Source organism: Bradyrhizobium sp. Unk1 (assembly GCF_059512345.1).
This window is the reverse complement of record NZ_JCAMOP010000033.1, coordinates 64,813-89,569: the sequence shown is the minus strand read 5'-3', so window position 1 is coordinate 89,569 and position 24,757 is coordinate 64,813. Positions and strand designations below refer to the sequence as shown.

The 24,757-nt window shown below is 58.2% G+C and carries 17 protein-coding genes and 1 pseudogene; 2 read left to right on the top strand and 16 right to left on the bottom strand.

The annotated features are described in order from the left end of the window. Positions 1 to 428: 428 nt before the first annotated feature. Entirely contained in the window at positions 429 to 1,217 is a 789-nt protein-coding gene (locus tag AC5ZFO_RS33890; RefSeq protein ID WP_496123103.1) for an outer membrane protein, read from the bottom strand. A gap of 110 nt (positions 1,218 to 1,327) precedes the next feature. Between AC5ZFO_RS33890 and AC5ZFO_RS33885 the strand changes: the two genes are divergently transcribed. Beyond that, the gene (locus AC5ZFO_RS33885) at positions 1,328 to 1,924 is read left to right on the top strand and encodes a transcriptional regulator (protein ID WP_496123102.1); all 597 of its coding nucleotides are present in this window, start codon (positions 1,328 to 1,330) and stop codon (positions 1,922 to 1,924) included. Between the two features lie 196 nt (positions 1,925 to 2,120). Here the strand turns inward: AC5ZFO_RS33885 and AC5ZFO_RS33880 are convergent. The 10 genes and pseudogenes from AC5ZFO_RS33880 to AC5ZFO_RS33835 all read right to left on the bottom strand — a co-directional run. Continuing rightward, positions 2,121 to 2,386, bottom strand: a pseudogene (locus AC5ZFO_RS33880) (transposase); the annotation flags it as partial. A gap of 168 nt (positions 2,387 to 2,554) precedes the next feature. Then, entirely contained in the window at positions 2,555 to 3,001 is a 447-nt protein-coding gene (locus AC5ZFO_RS33875) for a GtrA family protein (protein WP_496123101.1), read from the bottom strand. A gap of 272 nt (positions 3,002 to 3,273) precedes the next feature. Further along, positions 3,274 to 3,996 (bottom strand): SDR family NAD(P)-dependent oxidoreductase, encoded by a 723-nt coding sequence (locus tag AC5ZFO_RS33870; protein WP_496123100.1) that lies wholly within the window; start codon positions 3,994 to 3,996, stop codon positions 3,274 to 3,276. An 8-nt stretch (positions 3,997 to 4,004) separates the two neighbouring features. Then, positions 4,005 to 5,366, bottom strand: a complete 1,362-nt coding sequence (locus tag AC5ZFO_RS33865) for an FAD-binding oxidoreductase (RefSeq protein ID WP_496123099.1) — start codon at positions 5,364 to 5,366, stop codon at positions 4,005 to 4,007. 5 nt (positions 5,367 to 5,371) lie between these two features. After that, positions 5,372 to 6,226: an NAD-dependent epimerase/dehydratase family protein gene (locus AC5ZFO_RS33860; protein ID WP_496123098.1), complete on the bottom strand. Its 855-nt coding sequence runs from the start codon at positions 6,224 to 6,226 to the stop codon at positions 5,372 to 5,374. Then, the gene (locus AC5ZFO_RS33855; RefSeq protein WP_496123097.1) at positions 6,223 to 7,449 is read right to left on the bottom strand and encodes a methyltransferase domain-containing protein; all 1,227 of its coding nucleotides are present in this window, start codon (positions 7,447 to 7,449) and stop codon (positions 6,223 to 6,225) included. The genes AC5ZFO_RS33860 and AC5ZFO_RS33855 overlap by 4 nt, the downstream gene beginning before the upstream one ends. Continuing rightward, on the bottom strand, positions 7,446 to 7,997 hold the full coding sequence (gene rfbC / locus AC5ZFO_RS33850) for a dTDP-4-dehydrorhamnose 3,5-epimerase (protein WP_496123096.1): 552 nt from the start codon (positions 7,995 to 7,997) through the stop codon (positions 7,446 to 7,448). The genes AC5ZFO_RS33855 and rfbC overlap by 4 nt, the downstream gene beginning before the upstream one ends. Further along, positions 7,994 to 9,079 carry a CDP-glucose 4,6-dehydratase gene (rfbG, locus tag AC5ZFO_RS33845; protein WP_496123095.1) on the bottom strand — a complete coding sequence of 362 codons (1,086 nt, stop codon included), beginning with the start codon at positions 9,077 to 9,079 and terminating at the stop codon, positions 7,994 to 7,996. The genes rfbC and rfbG overlap by 4 nt, the downstream gene beginning before the upstream one ends. Then, entirely contained in the window at positions 9,079 to 9,846 is a 768-nt protein-coding gene (rfbF, locus tag AC5ZFO_RS33840; RefSeq protein WP_496123094.1) for a glucose-1-phosphate cytidylyltransferase, read from the bottom strand. Before rfbF ends, rfbG begins: the two co-directional genes overlap by 1 nt. Positions 9,847 to 10,018: 172 nt before the next feature. After that, entirely contained in the window at positions 10,019 to 10,966 is a 948-nt protein-coding gene (locus AC5ZFO_RS33835; protein WP_496123093.1) for a glycosyltransferase family 2 protein, read from the bottom strand. A gap of 467 nt (positions 10,967 to 11,433) precedes the next feature. On the opposite strand from AC5ZFO_RS33835, the gene AC5ZFO_RS33830 reads away from it, so the two are divergent. After that, a complete protein-coding gene (locus AC5ZFO_RS33830) occupies positions 11,434 to 14,226 on the top strand; it encodes a hypothetical protein (protein WP_496123092.1) in 2,793 nt (930 codons plus the stop codon). 175 nt (positions 14,227 to 14,401) lie between these two features. Here the strand turns inward: AC5ZFO_RS33830 and AC5ZFO_RS33825 are convergent, their stop codons facing one another. From AC5ZFO_RS33825 to AC5ZFO_RS33805, 5 genes are all read right to left on the bottom strand, one after another. Then, entirely contained in the window at positions 14,402 to 15,478 is a 1,077-nt protein-coding gene (locus AC5ZFO_RS33825; protein ID WP_496123091.1) for a formyl transferase, read from the bottom strand. An 80-nt stretch (positions 15,479 to 15,558) separates the two neighbouring features. Next, positions 15,559 to 21,204: a rhamnosyltransferase WsaF family glycosyltransferase gene (locus AC5ZFO_RS33820; protein ID WP_496123090.1), complete on the bottom strand. Its 5,646-nt coding sequence runs from the start codon at positions 21,202 to 21,204 to the stop codon at positions 15,559 to 15,561. Continuing rightward, the gene (locus AC5ZFO_RS33815) at positions 21,197 to 22,561 is read right to left on the bottom strand and encodes an ABC transporter ATP-binding protein (protein ID WP_496123089.1); all 1,365 of its coding nucleotides are present in this window, start codon (positions 22,559 to 22,561) and stop codon (positions 21,197 to 21,199) included. The genes AC5ZFO_RS33820 and AC5ZFO_RS33815 overlap by 8 nt, the downstream gene beginning before the upstream one ends. Further along, the gene (locus AC5ZFO_RS33810) at positions 22,551 to 23,369 is read right to left on the bottom strand and encodes an ABC transporter permease (RefSeq protein WP_496123088.1); all 819 of its coding nucleotides are present in this window, start codon (positions 23,367 to 23,369) and stop codon (positions 22,551 to 22,553) included. Before AC5ZFO_RS33810 ends, AC5ZFO_RS33815 begins: the two co-directional genes overlap by 11 nt. A gap of 341 nt (positions 23,370 to 23,710) precedes the next feature. Next, the gene (locus tag AC5ZFO_RS33805; RefSeq protein ID WP_496123087.1) at positions 23,711 to 24,736 is read right to left on the bottom strand and encodes a hypothetical protein; all 1,026 of its coding nucleotides are present in this window, start codon (positions 24,734 to 24,736) and stop codon (positions 23,711 to 23,713) included. Positions 24,737 to 24,757 lie beyond the last annotated feature (21 nt).

The following is a 24,757-nucleotide window of genomic DNA, read 5'->3' as shown; positions in this document are numbered from 1 at the left end:
GAAGCCGAGCCGCCGGTTCTCTTCAACATAGAGACACCTCGGCCAAGACTCGAGGCAATCAAGGCCGTCGATATGTCGACCTCCAATCAATGGGCGGAGCTGGCGACAAATCGTCGTGCTCAACCTTTCTGGTGCTGCCATCGGTCTAGGGCTTCTGATCGCCCTCTCCGTTAGAGATTAAGAATTACTCGTGCTGAGCGCAGCTTGATGCGGCGTTTTGCCATTTCACAAACGAAGACCCCGTCGCGGATGTCCGGGCAGGTGTAGTTCAGCATTCAATGTGATTTGCAGGTCGATATCCTTGCAGATTAAAGCGCTAGGCGTTTGCTTGGATTCTCATCGCACTTCGTGTTGCACCAGCTTTCAGGACAAAAGAAAAGCCCCGGCGATACCGGGGCTTTGACGTCTGAAGTTGAATTCAGTTCAGATTAGTACTTCGCGACGACCGGACCGGTCCAGTTGAAGCGGTAGACCAGCGAGGTCGAGATCGTCTGGTTCCAGCTGTTGGCGCGGATATCGTGCCCGCCCACAAACGGAAGGTTGGTGACATTGTCGAGCTGGGTCTGGCTCTTAGTGTCGTAGAAAGCCGAACGATACTCGGTCTTCATGAACCAGCCGGGCGAGGAGATGCCGAAGAAGTTCAGGCTGTTCTCGACGCCGCCACCGATAAACCAGCCGTTACGGTTGTAGCCGTTGAGATGAACTCCAGCGTCAACACCTGCCAAGTCCATAAAGTTTGTGCGGCCGAAGTGGGCACCCGAGTAACCGCCGTTGACGTAGGTGAGAACGTTCGGGGCGGCCAGCCAGCCGAGACGGATACCCGCGGCCCAGGAGGTTTCCAGTTTCTGGGTGCCGGTGATGTCGAAAATCGGATCCTGGATGGTGGCGCGGATGCTGCCGAACTGACCGTCGGCGAACACGCCGGCGACCCAGGTGCTGTTGAACTGCCAGTCGTAGCCGAGACCGGCGGTGCCGAACCAGCCCGAACCGCCCTGGCGCTGGTCGATGGTCAGCGGAGTGCCCGTTCCGGTGTCGTTAATGTGTTGGTCAGCCGCGGAGAGGCCACCGCCGCCACCGCCGAAGATGTAGAAGCCGGTCCAGTTGGCAACCGGCGCCGGCATCGGAGCTTTCACGTAGGGACGGGCAGCCAGGTCAGCGGCCGAAGCCGAACCGGTCATAGCCGCAACTGCGGTCAAAGCGAGCAAAATCTTCTTCATTTCAAAAAGTCCCCAGTGGCAGCGGTCGATGTCTTGCTGATAGGCAATGTAGACATACCGGCTGAAAATACTGTAGCTCCGCTGCCACAGTTACTGACAAAGCTCTGGCGATGCTGGCTGAGAAGAAGGCAGTTTTGGCAGATCATCTCCGCGATAGTCCCGCGGCGATATCCGCCTATCTAACTGAAGAATTTCAAGAAAATGACACCAGCCGAGCAACGGCAGCGCTTGCGTTGGTCATGAGAGCTCAAAATGTGCAGTTCTTGGCGCGAGCCGTCGGATTGCGACGAGACACACTCTACAGAACGTTTGGCGGGAGAATCGATCCCCAGCTCGGCAGGGTTCTAAAGCTGTTCCAAGCCATGGACGTAAAGCCTCGGGTAACGTCTATCGCCGGGATCCCCTACGACGTCGCAGCGCGTCTCGACCAAGCCCTCACACTTAGCGATCCTCGCGAAGCCATCCGAGCGCTAAGCGCTGTCGTCAAATCGCAGAACGTCAGCTCGCTCGCGCTCGAACTCGGGATCCTGCGAACGACAGTCTACAAGACTTTCGGAGGAACAGTCGATCCGCAGCTAAGCCGCGTCCTAAGTCTCTTCGAGACTTTCCGGGTCAGGCTGGAGGTCGTGCCGTCGACTGAGCCCAAGGTCAGGCCACCTCGTCCGAAGCTTGGTCGACCGCGGAGGACCCTGGGCGAGCGGCCTTAGACTTTCTCGAGTTGAGCCCCGGCCCGGCGCCTATTGGCGGCCCGATTAGTGGGCACGGAGGCGAAAATCTTTCAAGCCAGAAAACGGCAATGAAAACCCGCTGGCCTGAACCGATCTTGGCAGGCCCGGCGGAAAGGCCAATGACCTTTTGTTCCGCAGATGCCATATCGTTTGATGATTTGCCTATTGGGGAAACTATAGAGCTTTGGCGGATGACGTCCTGCAGCATCTCCTTGTCCAGCGACAGGTCCGCCACGATCCGCTTCAGCTTGTTGTTCTCGTCCTCAAGCTGCTTCAGCCGCCGCATCGCGTCGACAGCAAGCCGTCATATTTCTTCTTCCAGTTGAAGTAGGTCGCCTGGCTGATCCCGGCCTTGCGGCAGACATCGACCACCGGCACACCGTCCGCGCCCTGCTTCAAAATAAACGCCTTCTGAGCGTCCGAAAACTTCGAAGCCTTCATCGTGCTCCGCTCCTCCCAGCCAGGGAATCTGGCGCGGAAAACTCTAGCCAAAAACGGTCCAGTTTTAGGGGCTCAGCTCATAGCAATGCGCTGGTTGATTTCGGTTTATGCGCGGTTGCTTACATGGAATCAAACCAGACAATCGTTGGCCACCCCGCGCCAACCCGCTTAGATGCGCCCTATTTCAGGTTCAGAGGTCCGGAAAACGAGGAAATGTGACATACAAAAATTCACCCCGAACGCGGCGATAATTGAGGCGAGCTTGGCACTGGGAACATTGGAATACTGCGAGAGCACGACCAGTACCGTTGTTGCAACTGTCACGCCGAGGATGCCGGACGCGGCAAAGCGAAGATACTTTCCAAGATTCAAAACGCCCCCGGTTTCACGGCCGAAGGTGATCTTGCTATTCATGGCATAAGAGCCAGTGACGGCAATTAGCCATGCAACAATATTCGACAAGATCAGCGGCAGATGGAGAACATGAAAGGCTGCCGTAAAGGCGCCGACGTCAACCGCAACGTTCACAACCCCAATCGAGGCAAAGCTGAAAAGCTTGACCAGCACGGTGCGGCGATACCAAGTGTCGGCGATCTTGAGCAGAATGGACTCCATTTGCGGACTGTTACCAATTTTCTTCTACTCCGTCCCGCATTCCAGGGCCGCGGCGGCGCACAATCCTTGGAGGTGAGGATTTTTCGCAACAGCTCGGTCTGGCTCAAGCCAAGGAGGAAGCGGCGCTCGAAGGCGCACTTCGCGAGCGGCTTGCTTTAATTTAGTTCGCAAACAACAAGGGGTCCCTTCCTCATATCGCCACGGGATTAAGTCCGCACGTCGCTTGACACTTCTCTTGCAACTATAAGAACAGATCGGCTCAACGCGTTACGTTAGAAATTCAGTTTTTTGAAAATTAGCCAGGGTAGCCACGAAATCGCGAGGGCGACTCCCGCCCAAAACCTCGGAAAAAAACGCGATCCGATGTCGTTATCGGCGTTCGCCATTACATAATCTGCAACTCGCGCAGGCGATACGATGGGGAAAAGCAGACGCTTGCCAAACGACTGCTGGGTTTCGACATAGCCAAGTCGAAAGAACTGAACCAGCACGCCGCTGCCGACGGTGAGATGGCGCAGACTTTCAAAGTAGCTCTCCAATCCCCGTTTTGCAGCGGAATATACCACGTTGGCTCTCCTGCCGCGAACGGCGGCGATCGAACCGAAACCGACAATGCGCGCTCGCTTTTGATGCAGAAGCTGCGGCAGTAAGTGCGCCGTGACTGCGATCACGACGGTGAGGTTGGAATTCACTATCCGAAGGGTGTCCTGCGCGTTCAACAGCCCCAGGTCATCCGGCTGCGATGCCCCAATCGGAAAATAAAGCCCATCGATCTGGCCGAACTGCGAAGCGGCCGCTGCGATCTGCTCCACACAGACCGAGGGGACACTGGCATCGGTGGCGACCCCTCGCACCTCGACGCCGTGGACCAATCGAAGATGGGCGGCGAGCGCATCAAGGTCCTGTGCATCGCGTGCCACCAGAAGCAGCGCCGTACCACGCGCCGCAAGTGCTTCGCATAGCGCGCGTCCCACGCCCGCCGATGCTCCAATCACCAGCGCTCTCAAAGGCCGAGCCTTTCGGATAGATCGGAACGAAACAGGCGTTTCGGATCGAAGGCGTGGAGCGCGTCCCGGAAACGATCCGCTTCGTCATAGCAGAAGTCGACCACAGGGCGGGGCAAGCGGGAATCCTTAATGATGTTGGGCAGGCCGCCAAGCGCCATCACCCGTTCGTCGAGAAAAGCCATGAACCGATCAGCGGCTGCACCAGCCGGCACATCGAGGGCGAGACAAATGCCTGCCCCGGTGAATCGCAGTAACTCCCGCCTCCCGGCAAATGCCTTTGCGGATGACAGTGTGATCGGCAGAGGCTTGGCACGGACATAAGCGCGGACCGTCTCGACATAGTCCTCAATCGCCTCGTCAGGCAGAATGGCCTGATACTCGCGAAAACCTGCGGCGCCGAACAGCTGAAAGTACAACTGCGTCTTGTGAGCCGGAAACAGCGCATCCTGCAAGGACACGACCTGGCCCCGCTGTGTCCTTTTTTGTCGGCGCCGAAACTCCAGATTGAGGGCACGCGATGAGATCGCATTCATCAGGGGAACCGGCCAGCGGCCGCGGCTCTCGGAGGATAGCACTGGCGGTTCCGCATCCGACGCCGTCGATGCGCCTTCGTCGACGAACCTGCCCTGAAATAGATAGCCGCTTCCGAACCCGGGCCTTGATGATGCCATGTCGTGCCACGTATAGGCGAAATCGGTGCCGCCGGTGGCGAGCCGCAGGCGCTCGAATCCTTCTGCGGCATCCGCGAACGGCACGCCGCGCATCTGGACCCAGGCCGTCGGCACTGGTGAGGCGCGCAGCCGTGCGCGGATGATGTGTCCGGTCAGACCGTAACCGCCACAGGTCAATCGAAACAGGTCCGGATTTTTCTGTGGCGACAGCTCTAATATCCCGTGAGACGGATGCAATAAATCAATCGACTCGACCTGGTTGATAAACGTACCATCGCGACTTTGGTTCTTGCCATGAACATCGGCGGCAATACATCCTCCTACCGAAATTCGGCCATGCCCCGGCTGTATGGGCAGATAAAGCCCGCGCGAAGACAAGAAGCGGTGCAGCGCGAACAGCGAGATGCCCGTCTCGACCTCAACGACATGGCATGCTGAATCGAAATCCGTGACGCGATCGAACGATCGGTGCGAGACAGACAAACCATCCTGCAGGAAGCTTGCTGCCGCGTAAGAAAGCCCGGAGCCTCGCGAAATGCGCGGTGTTTCCGTCAAGTCGGTTCGCCAATAGCGATACCGATCGGGCTGCTGCAGTTGCCCTCGGGCACGGATGCGGCCGTCGAAACTGACGAAATCTGAGTTCGCCTCCGGAGCGGCGGATGGCATGGACGAGACCTGGCCGCCCACGATAGTCACTGCGACGACAGCTTCAGCGCGTTGAGCTTGGAGGGCACGCCCCAGAAGGCCATCGGCTCGTAGTCGGGATACGGGAAGTGACCGCGGCGGAGTTCAATCCCACTTGATCGTGAGCGTCGGCGTTGCGACACAAGATCCAATACTGATATCGGCGCGCCGCTGCAGCAGTTGATGACCCCATTGCAGGCTAGTGGATTCTCAAGAGCCAATGCGAAATTCGCGGCAACATCGTTGATCGGCAAATAGTCGCGCAGCTGATCGCCCGCCGACATGTTGAAAAATGGAGCGTCTTCGTCAATTGCGCGATCGAGTTGCGCGAGCAGACTACTTGGGTTTTGCCCCTCGCCATACATATAGAACAGCCGCATCCACTGCAGAGTGAACGGCTTTTGCTGCTGCAAGAACTCCAGGGATTTCCGCAAGGCGTCCTTGGCAAGACCATAGGCCGTGATCGGCTCCGTAGCGCCTTGTTCGGTCAGCGGCCCATACTCCATGCCATATTCAAGGCAGGTCCCCGCCACCATGATTTGCGAGACACCCGAATCCACGGCTGCTTCCAGAAACGACAGGTCAGCAGGAAGATTGCGGCCGAGGTGAAAGAAGTCGCGATAGTTCGGCAGACCGGGCCAGGCCAGATGGATCAGCGCATCCGGCTGAGATCCACCCGAAAGCGCCGGCCGGAAGTCCTGGTGAAGGTCGCAGGAGATAAATTCGAGCTGCGTGAACCACGGCAGCGATCGGGCCTTCTCGCCGTTGCGGGCGACAGCGACAACAGAATGACCTCGGCCAAGCAGCGTGCTAACAACGTGCCGCCCGACAAATCCCGTCGCGCCTGTCACCAGGATCTTCACGGAATAACCTTGAGTTCCGGAACGGCTATGACGAACTTGCTGCCTGACGCCAGAAGCTGCTGCTGCTGCTGCACCACCTCGTCGGCGATGTTCCAGGGGAAGATGACCACCCAATCGGGCTTGACCTTCGCAAGCTCGGACGGCGGCAGGATCGCGAGGTGATTGCCCGGCATGTAGCTGCCCTGCTTGGAGGCCGCGGCATCGCACACGAAACTCACGAGATCATGTTTGACCCCCGCATAGTTCATCAGCGTATTGCCCTTCGCCGCGGCACCATACGCAGCCACCGATTTGCCTGCGCGCTTTTGGGTAATCAGGAATTCAAGGAAGTCATCCTTGACCTTGTCCGCCTTGCGCTGAAATCCTTTGTAGATGGCCAGGTCACGCAAGCCATAGGCCTTCTCTTTTTCCAGCATATCCATCACAACAGGCTGGTTTTTTCGCGGATCGCTTTCGTGGCATCCGTAGATGCGCAGGCTTCCGCCGTGCGTGGGCAGTTCTTCCAGATCGAAAATGCGCAGTCCTGACCTTGCAAATATGTGGACGACGGCGGTCAGCGAGAGATAAGAAAAATGTTCATGATAGACCGTATCGAATTGATTGAGCCTGATCAGGTTCATCAGATGCGGGAACTCGAGGTTGATGGTGCCCCCCTGCTTCAGCGCGATCCGAAGGCCGTCCGTGAAGTCATTGATGGCAGGCACGTGCGCGTAGACGTTATTACCGCAGATCAGGTCGGCGCGCTTGCCCCCTTCCGCCAGCTCCGTCGCGGTCGCCTCTCCGAAGAACTTGCGCAGCACCGGCACGCCGATTTTTTCTGCAGCGTCGGCGGTACTGCTGGTCGGCTCAACCCCTAGACATGGGATGTCCGCCGCAACGAAGTTCTTCAGCAGGTACCCGTCATTGGAAGCGACCTCGATCACGAAACTGTCGCGGTTCAGCTTCAGGATTTCAGTGATCTTCTCCACATAACGCGCCGCATGCTGCAGCCAACTGCGGGAGGTTGAGGAAAAATACGCATAATCGCGCGAAAACAATTCGTCGGCCGCCGCATAGTCCTCGGTCTGGACCAACCAACATTTGTCGCAAACATAGAGCCGCAGTGGAAACGTCGTCTCCGGCGCGCGCAGCTGGCTGGCCGAGAGATAGGCGTTCGATGGGGGCGCGTGACCGAGATCGAGAAAGACGTGTTCGAGCTCATGATGGCAATGACGGCATTTCATACGACGATACCTTCGAAATTCCTGTCGAGAAGCGGATGATGGAGGTCCCTGTCGGACAGGTCGGTCGGCGCCAGTGGCCAATCCACGCCAATGGTCGGATCGTCAAAACGGACGGCGCCTTCTGCTTTAGAGGCGTAGAACGCGGTATGCAGATAGAGCAGTTCGGAATCCGGCTCTAGCACCTGGAAGCCATGCGCACATCCTTCGGGGATGACCAAGGCGCGGCGATTGCCCGGCGAGAGTTCCAGCGACGTCCATTTCCGGAACGTCGCCGACCCCTTGCGCAAATCGACGGCCACGTCGAACACGCGACCGCGGAGGCAGCGGACGATCTTCATTTCCGCATGTGGCGCGTTTTGATAGTGCAGTCCCCGGAGCGCGCCGACGCGACGAGTGATCGAATGATTGATCTGAACGATCGATCGTGATCCGATGATGTCCTGTTGCTCGCGCGAGCAGAAGAGCCGGGAAAATGCCCCACGCGAGTCTTGGTGGGCCACGCTCTCCGCAACCCAGACCCCCTCGATGCCGGTCTGCTCGAGCTTCATGAAGCCGAACCTTCGGCCCACGCCAGCTTCCGGGCACTGGCGCGCGCGACATAGCGATCGAGCTGCGCACAGCTGATGACGTCGCTTCGTTCGAGCCAGGCCTGATACCACTCGGCGGTGGCTGTTACACCTTCGTCGAAGGTCCATACCGGCTGCCAGTGCATGCGCTGACGGGCCTTGTCGCTATCGACCTGAAGCAGATGCGCTTCGTGGGCCTGGATCTGACCGGCGTCGTACCATTCCGCAGCCGGCCAGTGCCGCTTGATCGCGTCGAGGACCTGTCGAACCTGGCGGTTGCTTTCCCGATCGGGCCCGAAATTCCAGGCCTCGGCAAAGGTGGAATCGCGTTCGATCAATTTCTGTCCGAGCATGAGATAACCCGAGAGGCATTCGAGAACATGCTGCCAGGGTCGCGTCGCCGTCGGCGATCTGATCTCCACTGGCCTGCCGTGCCGGATCGAGCGCACCAGATCCGGAATCAGACGATCTTCGGACCAGTCGCCGCCGCCGATCACATTACCGGCGCGCGCCGTGGCCAGCAGTGGCGCGTCCGGCGAGTTGAAGAATGATTTCCGGTAGCTGGCTGCAACCAGTTCGCACCCGGCCTTGGACGCACTGTAGGGATCATGCCCTCCTAGACGATCGGTCTCGCGATAGCCCCAGACCCACTCGTTGTTTTCGTAGCACTTGTCGGTGGTCACGACGACAATCGCAGCAAGGCGCTCCGCCTCGCGGCATGCGTCGAGCACATTGGCCGTGCCCATCACGTTGACGGCCCAAGTCTCCAGCGGACTGCGGTAGGAGCGCCGCACCAATGGTTGGGCAGCCATGTGGAACACGATATCTGGATCGGTCTGGCGGATCTGGTCGCGCAGCTGTTTTTCATCGCGAATATCGATGAAGAGCGAATCGATATCGAGCTTCAGCAGGCCGAAATGGTGGGGATCGGTCTCCGGCGGAAGTGCTATTCCCGTCACCTTCGCGCCCAGCTCCTTGAGCCATAGTGCCAGCCAGCTTCCCTTAAAGCCGGTGTGTCCGGTCACTAGCACATGGCGGCCCTTGTAGATATCGCCGAACATCATCACCAACTCTTCCAGGGGGCCTTCCCTGACGACCACAATTCCTCGAGATGATTTTTGTCACGAAGCGTGTCCATCGCCTGCCAGAACCCCCCGTGGCGATAGGCGGATAACTGGCCCTCGGCGGCAAGTCGCTGCAATGGCTGCTGCTCCCATACCGTTTCGTCGCCGTCGAGATAGGACAGCACGCCGGGCTCGAGCACGAAAAACCCGCCATTGATCCAGGCGCCGTCGCCCGCCGGCTTTTCCTGGAAATGGTGGACCGCTTCGTTCTCAATGTGCAGCGCGCCGTAGCGACCGGGGGGCTGGATCGCGGTCACGGTCGCCAGCCGTCCAGCGTCGTGATGCTGGGCGATGAGAGCCGAAATATCAAGGTCCGCGACACCATCGCCATAGGTGAAGCAGAACGATTCATTGCCGATATACGGTGCGACCCGTTTCAGCCGACCGCCGGTCATGGTAAGTTCGCCGGTATCAACCAGCGTCACGCGCCAGGGCTCGGCGAACTTCTCATGGATCTCCATGCTATTCTCACGCATGCTAAACGTGACATTGGACATGTGCAGGAAGTAATTGGAGAAGTACTCTTTGATGATGTAGCCTTTGTAGCCAAGACAAACCACGAAATCATTGATCCCGTGATGCGAGTACATTTTCATGATGTGCCAAAGAATCGGCTTCCCGCCGATTTCAATCATCGGCTTCGGCTTGAGGTGGGATTCTTCGCTGATACGGGTGCCCAAACCACCGGCGAGAATGATCGCTTTCATCTTGTCTCTCACTCAATTCGAGAACGGAATTGCCGTTTCGGCTCGGCAGCTCGGGAGCGACGCGCGCCCGGATGCATGGACCAGAAAAGCCCCCGCTTTTATCAGGAAAATGCTCAGAACCCCATACCGACAGGCTTGGCGAAAATCAAGGAAATCTGGGCGCCGGTTTCGCTCACGACGCCACGGTGGAACGCTGGGCGTGCGTGTAGCGGCGGTTCACCACATAGTTTGGTCGCCCAAGGCCATTCTTGTAGGAGCGGGCCACGTAGAGCGCTGTGAACGCCGCCGTAAATCCAAAATACGTGCAGCCGCACAGAAGGTTCAGCAGCAACAGCCACGGGCTTTCGGCCAATATGTACGCAGCTCCCAATACAGCCGTGAGCAGCAGCCACAAAGGCAGCACGTAGATTGGCAGGCGTAGGGGCAGCGTGGTCGACGACAGGATGCCAGCGATGGCGAAGATCGTCATTCCAACGAGATTGTAGTTTGTCTTCCCCGCGACGCGGCGTTGCCGCTTGTAAGGCAGACCGATCCGCTTGAAGCCGACCCGCGAGATCGACGCACGGATGAACGGGAACGAGTTGTGGTCGTTTACAATGGCATCGCGCACTTCGGAAGTAAGCAGCGAGAACTCGGCCATGTACAGGATGATGTCCTCGTCCGCCAGCGATCGGACGACATGGTAGAACAACTTGCGCAGCGTCTTGACTGGCCGCGCTTCCTCGCGATCCACGCGCGCACCATAAACGATGTCGAAGCCCTTCTCGTAATAGCCGACGAAATCCAGCAGCATCTCCGGCGGGTCTTCGCAATCGACGTCGATAAAGGCGATGACGTCGCCCTGCGCGTTGCGCAGTCCACATTCCAACGAGCGCTGGTAGCCGGCATTGGCGCTTAGCGTGATCACATAGACGAAATCATATTGCGCGCGCAGCTTGCCGATTTCGGCATAGGTCCCATCTGTGGAGGCGTTATTGAGGAACAGCAGCTCGACGCGGTAACGCGCGGAAAGCAGCTCGATCACCGGCAGCGCCCGCTCGAAGAACAGCGGAACGACCTTTTCCTCGTTATAAACAGGACAAACAATGGTGATGCGCGAAAACTGTCGATCGTCGTTCAAGGCTGCGCTGCGCCTCAGTCTCGCAATCAGCGGGCCAGCAGCACCGTTACCGCTACCCAGGTTGGTTTCTACGTGATCTGCCGAAAAGTGTAAAGTGGCTGCCTTGGTTCCGACGCCACCGATTGGCCAGCAGCGGCTCTATGGTCTGGCCTCTGGATTTGCGCCGGGTGGGTAAATCGATTCTCCATGCCTAGCGATGCAGCCGACCTGCCCGCCTTCACGCCGGCCACGTTCGGTCAGGACACCGTCAATACATATGGCCCGCTTACCTTTCCTTTGGTCATCGAGGACGTCGGAACCAACCTCCCACTCGGATATCCGTTCTGGACCTTTGGCATGCCGTTTTAGCTGCCCCGACGTCCTATTTCATCATCAGCCGGACGAAAGGTCGGTTTCTCGCCAGCAGTTTCTTCGTTGGCGCGCTCGTAGTCGGCTTTATTAACACCGACCACTCTTTTCAACTATCAGTGGGCTATACCGCGGCCTTTGCCTTCGGTCCGGTGACGCCGGCGGTGCTCGCCAGCGCTTTCACATCGCGTCCGCAATCTTGCCGGTCCAATCGGCGAGGATCTGTGCCCGCGACTTTTGGCCGAAATCATACCCCAGTGCCGCCGGTCACGCCGGACTGTTCGCCGGGCCACTCGATGGCGATAGCGCCTACCCGCCCGACGGGTGACCACCTCCGCGACAATCAGATCAAACGACGCGCGCGAAATTCCACGCAGGTCGAGCATTTTTCCCATGAAAAATCCCCGAAAGGGGTTGGCTTTACTCGGGCTGGCTGTGACGGTAGCTTGCGCCCCATTCAGAAAGAACGGTCCACAACCTTTCACACCTCAGCCGCATCAGACTTCCATGCGAGCCAATCCAGCCAAAGCATAGAGTTCGTCTTGATCAGCAGCCTTAAGCTCTACCGGCCCCCTGTTCTCTTTTGGATCGGGACACTGATCATATTTTTGCAGGCCTACAGGGTGCCGTTCGTACCGATGGGCGCAGGACTGGACGCCTCATTCCCTCACATCTTAAATCTCGGTGCTTCCACCGGGACAAAATTTGGAACCGACATCGTCTACACCTATGGCCCGTTAGGCTTTCTCCTTGCGATAGAAGACGTCGGAATCAATTTCACGACAGGATTCGTGTTCTGGACCATAGTGTACGCGGCTTTCGCTGCCGCCATGTCCTACTTCGTGATTAGCCGTACAGGAGGATGGCGCGCAATTTTAGGACTTGCCGTCGGCGCAGCCGTCTCCGGCTTTATTGATGTCGACAGACTGCCGTCGTGCTTTGTCACATTGTTGCTATTTCTGGGGTACGAAGAAACTCGGTTTAGATACCCGATCATCGCATGCTGCGGATTTTTGGCTGCCCTCGGGCTCTTGATGAAGGTGACGATTGGTATTGGCTGCCTCGGCGCCATACTCGCAAGCACCCTGGTTCCTTTCACCTCAGTCCGCGAAATCTTTCAGCGCGCCATGGTCGCAGCGATATCGAGCGCGGCGACTTTCTGCCTCGCCTGGCTTGCGCTCAGCGGTTCACCCGGAGGCATAGCCCCCTACTTCTATAACTCCCTACAACTGTCCGCCGGATATACAGCCTCGATGAGCGTCTCTCGATCAAACGAGAGTTTGAGCCTGAGCCTTTATTTGTTGGCCATGGCCTTGCTCGCGATCTTTGCGGGAATGCTGCCGCGCTGGCGCAATCTGCATGCGCTAGTGATCGTCATTCCCTCAGTCGCCATTGCCTGGAAACATGGCGTCGTTCGATACGACGGGCACGTTTTCGCGCTCGTTATCATCCTGGCATTCTCGACATTTTGCATCTTGATCTTGCATCTGAGCGAACCATCATCTTCGTCAGATAAGACGCGAAGCAAATGGCTCACCCTTGCCTTCTATCCTCCAGCGATTGGCATCCTCGGCGCGGCGGCAATCACATCTTTGATCGCGACAGCGCTTGCAAGCGCTGATATCCAATTCACGTCCAAAGTTGCAAGCGGGCTGGAACCGCTTGCGCACCTCCGTCATTATTCGCAGTACCGGTTGCACGTCCGACGGGTCTCTGATTCACAATTGGCGAGCTCTCGGCTCGAGCCAGATATCCTCAACCACATCGGCAAAAAGACAGTTGACGTCTACTCCTATGAGCTCGCCTTCGTCGCGGCCAATCCGCAATTAAACTGGCACCTGAAGCCCATATTCCAGCATTTCAATGCGTTCACGGAGCATCTCGACAAGCTCAATGCCGACTTTCTTCGAGGCCCAGACGCGCCCGCCTTTCTGATCATGCATCATCCAAACGACTCGATCGGCGGAGTCGATGGCCGGCACCAACTTTTCGATGATCCAATCGCCTTTCTGCAGGTCATCCAACACTATCGAACCGCGTTTGTGGAAAATGACCCTTCGAAACCTCAAATTGGCTTGTTGGAGCGCTCCTCGGACGCGGAGAGGCGGTTTAGCGAGCCAACGACTTTCAAGACGGACCTGGCGCGCTGGAACAAGGCAATTCCTTTGCCTCCGACATCGCCCTCAACAATTCTGCGCGTCAAAGTTGACCTCACAAAACCTCTGTCGTCGAAGATCGAGGAAGCTGTGTTCCGCCTCAGCCCTATATACCTCGTCTACATCCTTGCCGATGGCACCGAGCAAAAGTATCGGCTGATGCCGCCGCACCTATCGAGCGGGGTCTGGATCACTCCGCTTTTTGAGAATTATTCCTCCCTCTATAGCTTTCTCGGTGGCGTCGAGTGGGCAGGACCGAAAGTTGTTGCCATTCGCTTCGAGAGCGAGAATCCCACTGACTACGGCGAGCCCTTTTCGCTGTCCTGGGAGAAGATCGATTGTAAGGAGGCTACGCCCTGCCAGCCGACATATTCGCGATTTGTTTCGACGTTCACCAATGGAAAGAAGGGTATCCCTTCCCTCATTCGGCCGACGATCGTCGCGGAACTTCCTGTTCCGGCTCAGACGATCCGAGCAATTGACGTTCGGCTATCCACTTATGGACTACTCAACAAAGGGCTTTTGACCCTTGCGGTCGTCGACGGTAACGGGACCGTTCTGGGCCAATCACAGATGGATGCCGCGCTCGTGCGAGACAACGGTTACGCAATGTTCGCTTTCGGTCCGATCATTCAACTCAATGGCGGCAAGGTCGTGCTGAGATTGTCCTATGAGGCTGTCGGCCAAGGAATGATAGCCGCCTGGAGAACTTCTGAGAGCGCCACCGACCTTGATTTGCGAGCTTACGAACAGTGATCCTTACCTCCCCGTCCCAATGGACGTTTGGCGTGCTGGAACCAAAGTTTGAAGCATTCAGTGTGCCGATCTGAAGCTCGTAATCACACGCTCGAGGGTGACATTGACGTTGGACGGCGGCCTAAAGAGGCCCTGCGCGATCGCAAGACTCGTCGTTCTTCCGTTCATCAGGTCCTTATGATCTCGATTCTTTATATAGCACGCTTTCAATCACATCTGCCTTGGGTCCGTGCCACGTCCAATGCTCGTACAGTTTCTTCAACTCCGGCGACATCGCCTCGAAAGCGCGTGTTTGGTTATCTGATACGAGGATGTTCTCTTGCGCGCCAGATCGGAAAGTCTTGCTGCTCGACCATTCGGAGGAATGGTATGCCTTACCATCATCACCAACGACAACAGCGTACAGACCCTGCCGCACAACCCTGTTCGTCACGCTCGCATGACCGCTTTCGAACTCAAAGCAGTCTTCTTTCGTAGCAAGCCTCGGCGGAAGCGCATCCAGAAACACCGGCCGCCGCATCATGAAGGCGTTGCTGCGAATGTGATGGTTGGGAAATGGAGGCAATTCAGCATAGATAGCGCCTTGCTTCGCCCATACGGTCTCGAAGAGATCTTCCATCTCTTGGCGGCTCGGCGGTTGCAATGCACCCCATCTTAGCGCCAGGGCCCGTCGGGCAAACCGCCGGGCGCGCCTGTAGAGCGACGGCGGCCGCCGCGCCAACCAGTTCGGAGCGTGCTTTACGATCTCGTGGCCCCACTGTTCGGCTATCAGCGGATCATAGGGGATGCCCTGGACACAAAGCCATACGGCCTTTGACATGCTCTTCATGCTGTCGCGGACGCTTTCCAACGATGCGGTTGCGCCGGCGATGCCGATCTTGGCCCGTGATGCGTGATCGTAGAGCTTGCGAAGCCAGTCGTCGGATTCGATCTCGGAAAAAGTGTTCAAGAAGCAAACGTGGTTGTGCGACAGTGTTTCGCCGGCCAGCTTGTAAGCTGTAATATCGAAGCCCTTATCGGTCATCGCGATCGATCGATGCTCAACCTGATCGCAAATCGCTTTCTGCGGAGAGCCGGCGGGATCGTTATTGGGAAAGCCCTTCCAAACGATCACCAGGTCATGGGTGATGCCTACCCGGCGGCGCTTATAGGAATCAATGAACTTGCGAACTGGCGCGACGCCTTCCGCGAACCTCGCAAGGTAAACGACGGCGATTTGTGGCTGGACCGCGGCGGCAACACCCGACGACATGAGCAGTCTCCACTTTCACCCGCAATTCAGTGCCGCAACCTCACCGCGTACCTGCAACTCAAACACGCCCGGGTTACCCGTTAGTCGCTGTGACCGAGAGCTGTTCCATATCTGACCAGCGCCTGGCTTTCGCGCCGTACATCAGGCAGTGGTCGAGCGCTGGCTGGGTCGCTTTGAACTGCGAGGCTGCTCCGCGCCCGCACAAGCGGTGAGAACGCGGTGCTCCAACCGTCCTTTGCGAGAAGAAGGCATATGTCGCCGACGGAGCTCGGCGAATGCTCGTTTATTTCCAGCGGCCAGAGATCCGCCCGCTTCAACGCCGCGACCCTGAAGAACGCGAGCGAATTGCCAGTCGTCGTTACGGTCTGCGGCTTCAGTGCTAGGGCATAGGGGCCAGGCCACGCCGCGCTCCGGCCCAGCCAGGGCGATTCCAACAAGCCGGCCCGATTGACCATGCAGCAACCGTCCGTCACGAAATCGTCTGGACCGACGACGACGCCTCCGATAGCGCCGACCACAGGATGCAACTCAAGCAAACGGGCCACCTCGCCGGCGACGTCTTGGGACTGAATTATCACGCCGCTGGCGGCGAACACCAGAATCGCATCGGAATCGACGGACTCGACCCGCGCCGCGTCGCCCGCCCAGATCAGCTGAGGTAGGTGATCGATCTTCCGCGCAATATATAGCTCGCGCGCGCCGCGATATTCCGGCCATTTTGCAACGCAGAACCCGTCGGGTGCGGCCAACCGGGCGATTTGACGCTCGAGGACATGCTTCACCGAGCCTATCGAGCGCTCGTCTCCTTCCGGCTTGTGGGTGGTGGAAGCTGCATGTTGCCGCCAGTGATAAAGCACCTCGGGAACGTGCTCGATGCGGCCGCCACCATTGGCGATCCGCATCACGCTGTCCCAGTCGTGACACCATGTGGCGCCGGGGTCAGTATAGAGGCCGAGCGACAGGGCGCGCTGCCGATTGATAGCACAGAGGTGCCAAATATACGAACTGTCGAGATTGAGCACGGGATCGAACGCAGCACGGAGATAGGGCGATACGGGATTGCCTTCGACCAGCGCGTCTTCGTCGGAAAAGATCATGTCCGGCTGGTCCAATCGCGTGATCGAACTTGCCAGGATCTGAACGGCATCCACGGTGAGCAGGTCATCCGCATCTACCGGCACGATGTAATCGCCCCGAGCCTTATCTAATCCGCGACGCATCGCGCCCATGATGCCGAGCGGCTCCGGCTCAACGACGACCGTTGCCCGCCAATGATCGGCGCCGCGTACGATGTGGTTAAGCGCATCGGGCGCGATCGGTCCGTGCGCGACAATGATCCATTCCGCCGGCTTTAAGGTTTGCGCCACAACTGAGGCCGCCAACGCGTCGAGTAGTTCGATCCTCGTGCCTTCATAGACCGTCGTGATGAGCGAAACCGAGACCGTCTCAGCCGGGAGCGGATAGCGCGCCTTCCGCCCGGCAATATGCATGTCGAGCCACGCGGAGTAGCCGAGAAGCCCGGCTTGCAGGCGCGCCAGATGCTGGCGATTGGCTTCGGGGTGGACTTCCCGGTAGGCGAGTTCGCGCGCCAGCCCCAGTCTCGGGGAATAGACCCGCTGGTCCGGGATCAGTGACCAGAAGCGCGACAACCAGCGCGCCATCCCGCCCCCGGAGGCAACCGCCGCCTGGATACTCTCGACGCGCGCGCGCATGAACGGCGAATAGACCACCCGCCTGCCCGCCTCCGCCGCCATCGCGCCAAGCCAAGGGCCGAGCATTTCCATCGCGACGGCTTCGCGCCGCAGTTCGCCCAAGCACTCCTTCAGAAACGATGTCCTGACGACGCAATGCGCCGTCGAAACCGCCGAAACCGTATGCGCCTTCCACATCCGCGCGCCATAGCCAGGATCGGTCAGCGCGCGTCCCTGATCCGGACAACCGCAGCCATCGCCGAAGCCGAACACGCGCGGACCATCGACGATCGCGGAGCCGTCATCCAGCATGCCGCCAACCATCACCGCATCGGCGAACAATTCAAGCAGCGCCATGGCGTCCCAGCGCCACTCGTCGTCGAGCAGCAAAACGCCGTACGATTGCAGATGGACGAGATCGGTGCCGATTCTGTCGACTACATCGGCGAGATCGGCAACGTTTCCGCGTCCCAGCACGATGGCCGTTGTGTCCGGCAGCGCGTCAGCGGCATCATCCGTCGCGCCAATCACGATCGTCTGAATCGATTGTCCATGCGATCGCTTTCGCCGGAACCACCAGTCCACATTGTACTGGAACAGCGGGCTGCTCACGAGCTCGATATTCGTTGCGCCGGAGCGATCAAGAAATCTCTGCAGCGTCCGCCGGTGAGACTCGGTGATGTAGGACTTCGATTCGATGTTTCCGGACGTCGAGGCGGTATGCATGCGCCAACTGTAAAGCACTTCCGGAACATGCGTCGGCTTTTTGCCAGCGAGCATGAAACGGATAAAGCTGTCCCAATCGTGGCAGCCTTCGGCGGATCCGTCGCTGTATAAGCCAAGCTGGATTGCCAGTTCGCGATCGATAGCGCAAAGATGCGCAATGTAACACGAGTGCAGGAACAGCACGGGATCCCAGTCCGGCTTGAAATACGGCGAAAGAAACCGCCCCGAGTCCAGCTTGTCTTCGTCGGTAAAGAGCAGCGCAGGATAATTGTTATACTCGATGAAGCGAGTGAGAACGTGGACGCAATCGGGCTCGATCAGATCGTCGGAATCAAGCGGCAAGATATAACGGCCGGACGCTCGCTCGAGGCAGTACCGCATTCCGCCGATAATACCGAGATTGCTCTCGACGCGCTCGAGCCGCACGCCGGGATGGCGTGCGAGCCTTGCAAGGGCGCGACGGGTTCCCTCCTCCGTGGAGCCGTTGTCGAGGATTAGCCATTCGAAATGCATTCCCCCGTCCTGAAGAAAAACGCTGTTGCCAAGCTCTTCGAGGAACCGAGGATCCGTGTTGTAGGCGGTGGTTACGAACGAAAGCAGGCCGGGCGTCTGATGGTACATTCCATCCGGTCGACGACGGGCGAGACTCGTCTTGCGGTAGGCCTCGTAGTCGCACTTCGCCACCGACGGCAGGCCCGGCGCCACCGATTGCGCGGCTTCCAGCGCAGGCTCGCGCATCCCTTCCAGGCGCGCGAGCAATTCCGTGACGATTCCGTTGAGGCTCTGATCCCAGTTCGTCGGCAATGCGATCGCGCCGGAGGAATCGTAACTCGGCAGCCCGCAATTGATCCGCCCTGCTGCGTTCTCGATAGCCTGTCCGACGCTTTCGGCATTCGGCTCCGCAACGATAATGTTCGGCGAGAACGCCCGCATGCGATCCGCCGTCTTTACCGAGAAGCTGTTGGTGACGACCGGCTTGCCCGACGCAGCCATTTCCAACGGCGGATAGCTTGGATGCGGCGACAGCATCAACGACAGCATGAGATCGGCGGTGCGCACGCGTCCGGCATAGTCGTCGAAGCTCATCCACGGCAGCGGATTGAGCATGACGCCTTCGCCGAGCGCAATCGGCGGAATCTTTTCGCCCATCCCATAGACTTCCCAATTGTCCCGGTCGATCGCGCCGGAGGCGACGGCGCGACGCAGCGCGACAAGGCCAATTTCGAACAGGTTGCGGCGGGCGACGCTGGGGCGAGCGTAGAACAGCAGCACCTTCTTTTTGGATTGAGAGGCGACGGGAAAATAATGGGTGCGATCCAGGGCGGGATTGAACCATAGCGCCTCGGCTGCAAATGCCGGGTCTGCAAAGCGCCCAGCACCTTCCCTGACCAAATGGTCGAGCAGAAGTTGGGTATTGATCACTGGGATATGCGGCAGTCCATAGGTTTCGAGTGCACGGGCCTGAAAAGTGGAGCCCTCGTGAAGAATCGGTTCGAAATCCTGAATCAGGTAAATGAAGGTCTTGTTGGCAGTGTTGGCGACGGCGTATTTCGCAATCTGGGCGGTCCACCAGGCAGTCGCGAAAAATACATCGCGGATGCCGATCGGTATTGGTCTGGTGCGGTCGAATCCATCGACGATCTCAATGCGGTCCCGGGCGACCGGCCGGTTCAATAGCCGCTCCATGTAGGGGAATAACGCTGCCTCTTCACCCTCCAACGGCGCATCGCTGGCGATTAGTCGGATACGCTCGCCGCGCTCCGCCAGCATGCACGCGAGCAGTAGCGCGGTATTGGGTCCGCCGGACATGCTCTTGAGGCGGAGACTCGGCAACAGCACATTGACGCAGGGGCGAACGGCGAGGTCGTCCGCCACCTCGAAATTCAACGGGGGGCTCAAGTGATAGCCGGGTACCTGCGAATGGACTGCGGCGTCCAAGGCGTGCGCAGGTCCGGACGCGACGATCTCCAGGCTGCCTTGCGGGAGCGAGATCGAATGGAGGTCGAACGACCTGATCAGCCCGCGATCGCGCACATATTGCGCGATGGCGCGGCCCAACTGGGTGTGCCTCATGCGATTTTGATAAAAATCGAAACCGTGTCGCAAGACGAACTTACGAAGGCGCTCGGCGGTCGTCCAATTGCTCCTCGAAAAGGAGCGCCGGAGCGACTTCACCGCTGCGCTGAGTATCAGAAGCAGACTGCCCGTACCGGGCGCATCGGACGCCGGGCTCCGCATACGCGTTGCCAAAAGCCGCGGGACCGCCGTCATTCGCCAACAGGTCGATCTGCGAATTTCATCGAGCTCACGACTTAGCTGTTCGTTTCTCTCCTTCAGATCGAAAATTTCATCGAGCTTGCGACTTAGCTGTTCGTTTCTCTCCTTCAGATCGAAAATTTCATCGAGCTTGCGACTCAATCCCTGCTTCAGATCCACAATGAGTTCGACCGACGCGCCAAGGTCGCGCACTGTCTCAATATACATCTCTTCAGGCGAGGCTGAGCGATTGGCCCAGACATTGTTGGTTTCGTCGAAGATCGGATCCAGTTTGTACGGAGTACCGCTCCATTCCTTGTTGGCCGGAACCACCAACTCCAAGGTGCCGGAAATAACGCGCTGACCCAGGCCGTTCTTTGCGGCGGGCGATTTCCTTACCACGCACATCGAATTGATGAATTCAACCGAATGAACCAACGCGAGATTTTCTTCGGGCAGCTCGCAACCGTACTTACCGAAGATGCCGCGCAGAATTTCGGCGCGGGCCTTGGGCATCCCCCAATGCTCATGGTTGATGACATCTGCAAGGCGCTTGAAAAACGTCATCGAGGAATAGGGATAGTAGAGACCGCCTTCGAACTTGTCCCAATAGCTGCAATGCAGGTCCTCGGCGACGAAGATTCCGCCCTCTGCAAGATGCGGAAAATACAGCGCGAAAGTCTTGACGATGTCGCTGGACAGATGAGACCCGTCATCGATCACGATGTCGAACTGTCCGGACCTCTGCAGGATGCGCTGCTGGGTCTGCGGATCGTTCGCGTCGCCGACGATGACGCCGATGCGCGGATCATCATATGTCAGGCGCTCGCAATCCGGATTGATGTCACAGCCGACAAGGGCTTGCGCCTTCGGAAAGAATTGCGACCAGATCTCGAGCGAACCGCCGTTCTGGACACCGATTTCGAGCAGCCGGACAGGACGATCCCACATCGACGCGAACATGCGATCATATTCGTCGAGATAGAGGGACCACTTGTCGGACATCTTTCCGGTGTGGTTGGCGTAGAGCTCGTGGAGCGTTCGTTTAATCATTCGTAACCTGCAACTCTACCCGCTCGAACGGAATGCCGACGAGCCCGTAACGAATCTTGCTTGAGGCGACGTTGACGATCAACGCGTCATGCATCCAATGATGCTGAATGTTGTCGTAGCGATCGCCGTCTGCGACCGACGCCATGACCGCATATTGCCCGTTCGGCAGCATCGGCAGACGGAACTCGAACACGCCCTCGAATGTCGTGCCCGGCCCGATGCGAACCGGCATGCGATCGGTGAACGGAAGCGTATTCTCTCCAAACAGATCCTGTCCCAACCGATCGCGAATCAGAAATCCGAGGATGGGCTTGTCGAGTGGACCATGTGCCTTGGCGCGGACGGTCATGCGAACGCGCTCGCCGCCTTCGTAAATCCCCTCGGGACCGGCGGACAATTTCGTTAAGGAAACGGATTGGATTTCAGCATGGCCGGTCTTCCAGCCCGTGGCGACGGCGGTGTTGTCGCGTACGCTGGCCACCGCGGCGTAATCTACGGCCGGCGCCGCGTCCGGATCGACCGGCGACGCAGACGCAAGCCCGCCCGCCGCCTGGTCCGACGCGACCGAAATCAACTTGGCTTCCTCGCCGTAGACTTCCTGCAGCGTGAATTGAAGGTAGGTCTCGGAGACCTCTCTCGACGTGCCGGTCATCCGGATCTGGCCGTGGGACAGCCAGATCGCGGATTCGCACAGGTTCTGCACGGCAGCGGTATCGTGGCTGACAAACAGCAAGGTGCCGTGCTTTTGAAACTCTCGGATGAAGCGCATGCATTTTTGGGTGAACACCGCATCCCCGACCGCGAGCGCTTCGTCGACCACCAGAACATCGGCGTCGACATGCGCAATCACCGCAAATGCCAGCCGGACATACATGCCGCTCGAATAGGTCTTCACCGGCTGTTCGATGAACTCGCCAATATCGGCGAACGCAGCGATCCGCTCGAAACGGCTGCCGATCTGCGCATGGGTCAGCCCGTAGAGGGTGGCGGCCATGTAGACATTCTCGCGGCCAGTGAATTCCGGATTGAAGCCAGCCCCGAGCTCCAGCAGCGCAGCCACGCGACCGTTAACCTTGATCGCGCCACCGCTCGGATTGAGGGTTCCGCAGATCATCTGCAATAGGGTCGATTTTCCACTGCCGTTACGCCCGATAATGCCAACGGTTTCGCCCTTCTTTACCTCAAAGGAAACGTCTCTGAGCGCCCAGAACTCCCGAAAATACTGCTGCGGCGTCTTGCCGATCAGCGCCCCAAGTCGCGGAAACAAGGACTGCTTTAAACGATCGTGCGGCTTGTTGTAGATCTGGTAGCACTTGCTGAGGCTCTGTACCTTGATTGCAGTTTCCCTAGAGGACATCGGCGAACCCCCGGCGGGTCTTCTGAAACCAGGCAAAACCACACCATGCGACCAAGGCGCCGCCTAAAAGATAGATCAGGTACATCGACGAGTCCGGCACCTTCCCCCAGAACAACACATCCCGCGCCTGCTCGATCGCGGGCGTGATCGGATTGAGGAACAGCAGGCTGCGATATTTCTCCGGAAATGCATTCACCGGATAGAAGATCGGCGATAGGAACATCAGGATCGTGGTGATCATGCCCATGAACTGAGCGACGTCGCGCAAATAGACGCCGAGTGAGGCCAGGAACCAGCTCACCCCCAGAATGAAAAGCAGCAGCGGCAGCAAAACCAGGGGGATCAGCACTACCGTGAGGTGCGGCATTCCAAACAAGAACAGATACGCAATAAACCACACGCACATGCTCACCGCGCCATGAAAGATCGCCGAACCCAGCGCAACGGAAGGAAGTATCTCTAGCGGAAAAACCACCTTCTTGACGTAGTTCACGTTGCTCAGGATCAGGCTGGGCGCGCGGTTCAAGCATTCCGAGAAAAGCGTGAATACGATCAGGCCGGGAAACAGCACCATCGCAAACTCAGTCTTCGAGTCACTCCCGACATTCCAGCGCATCTTGAAAACCACGCTGAAGACTAGTGTGTAGATGATTAGCATCAGAATCGGATTGAAGAATGACCAGAACAGTCCGAGCACGGATCCGCGATAGCGTCCGACCACTTCCCGGTGCACCAGAGCGCGTATCAGGCCGCGGTTGCGCCACAAGTCCACCAGCATTTTCAGCGGAGAAATCGAAAACTCCTGCATCAACCAAGAACCGCTGCAGCTTCAGATCGCAGAGCCCCTTCTTCTTCGGGAAGCAAATCTGACCAGCAGCTAGAGTGCCGCGAACCGGTGGGATCCGACAGCAATCGGACACGGCAAATTTTCTCGACAACGCGCATTCTTCTTTACCAGGAACTGTGAATCTCGGTTCAACCGTTGGAAGTGCCCCGTTCTCGTCCCCGCGAGGCCCCACCCTTCGCTGGCTTATGTACCAACCTATGCCACGCAGCACAATCTAACCGCGCTCCGCAGTTGGCAATTCTCCCCTCCCCCTCACCCCTCCCGCGGCGATCGGATTCCGGCGCATTTGCCCTGCTCATAACCTACCGGAAGATGGTACCTTCTTTGTCGTCGCCCCAGGTCATCCTCGTGAAAGCACGCTGCCCGGCCGCATTCATGTTTTGGAACGCCCGTGTCTGGTTGTCCTTGACGAGAAGATTATCCTGGCGTCCAAGACGAAATGTGCCGCTTTCGGCCCATTCTTCCATCCCGTAAACGCGTCCATCCGCACCCACCACCACGATTTTTAGGCCGCGTTGAAGAATTCGCTGCGTCAGCCCGTCCGGCCCGCTCTCGAACAAGTATGAATCGTTCTTGGTTTCGATCGATTCGGGCAGTACATCGAGAAAGACCTGTCGTTCGATCATGAAGGCATTCGTTCTGATGTGCGGGTTCGGAAAAGGCGCCATGTCGTTCAGGCGCGCCAGCGTGCCGTCGGGCCCGATCTCGTTGGCCCAATACGCTTCAAACTTGTCGTCCAGTGTGCAGTCGTGGCGTGACGAGCGCACGGCGAAATAGGAAATCGCAGTGGCCACCACTCTAGTCGCCAGCCGCTTCGGCAACCGCGTCCTGATTGCTCGGAACAACCGTCGGAGGCCGGCCGGTTTTCGAATACCCTCATTCTGAAACAGCCACCATCCCTTTTGGACGTGCTTCATGCTGCTGAGAACGCTTTCATAGGAACCGGTGGCCCCAGCGATTCCGACCGCCGGATCGGCAAACGCCGAATGCAGTTTGCGAAGCCAGTTGTCAGACGTGATTTCCGAGAACGTGTTGAGGAAGACCACACGCGTGTGCGGAAGCTGCGCAGCAGCCTTGGCATAGGCGTTGATGTCGAAGCCGTCATCCGACACTGAAATGAAATGAGGGAATGCACGCTTCAGGACTTTGTCGAGCGTGGATTCCCCCGGCGGGAAGCCTTTTCGGACCACCACGCAATCATGCGCAATCCCGGGTGGATGACGCTCGAAGGATTCAATGAAATTCGTGACCGGTCCTTTTCCTTCGGCATGGCGTGCCAGATAAACAACAGCGAGATCGCTGGTGAAGGTTGAAGCTTGGCCTGGCACGACGTTGTTGTCCTTGTTGCT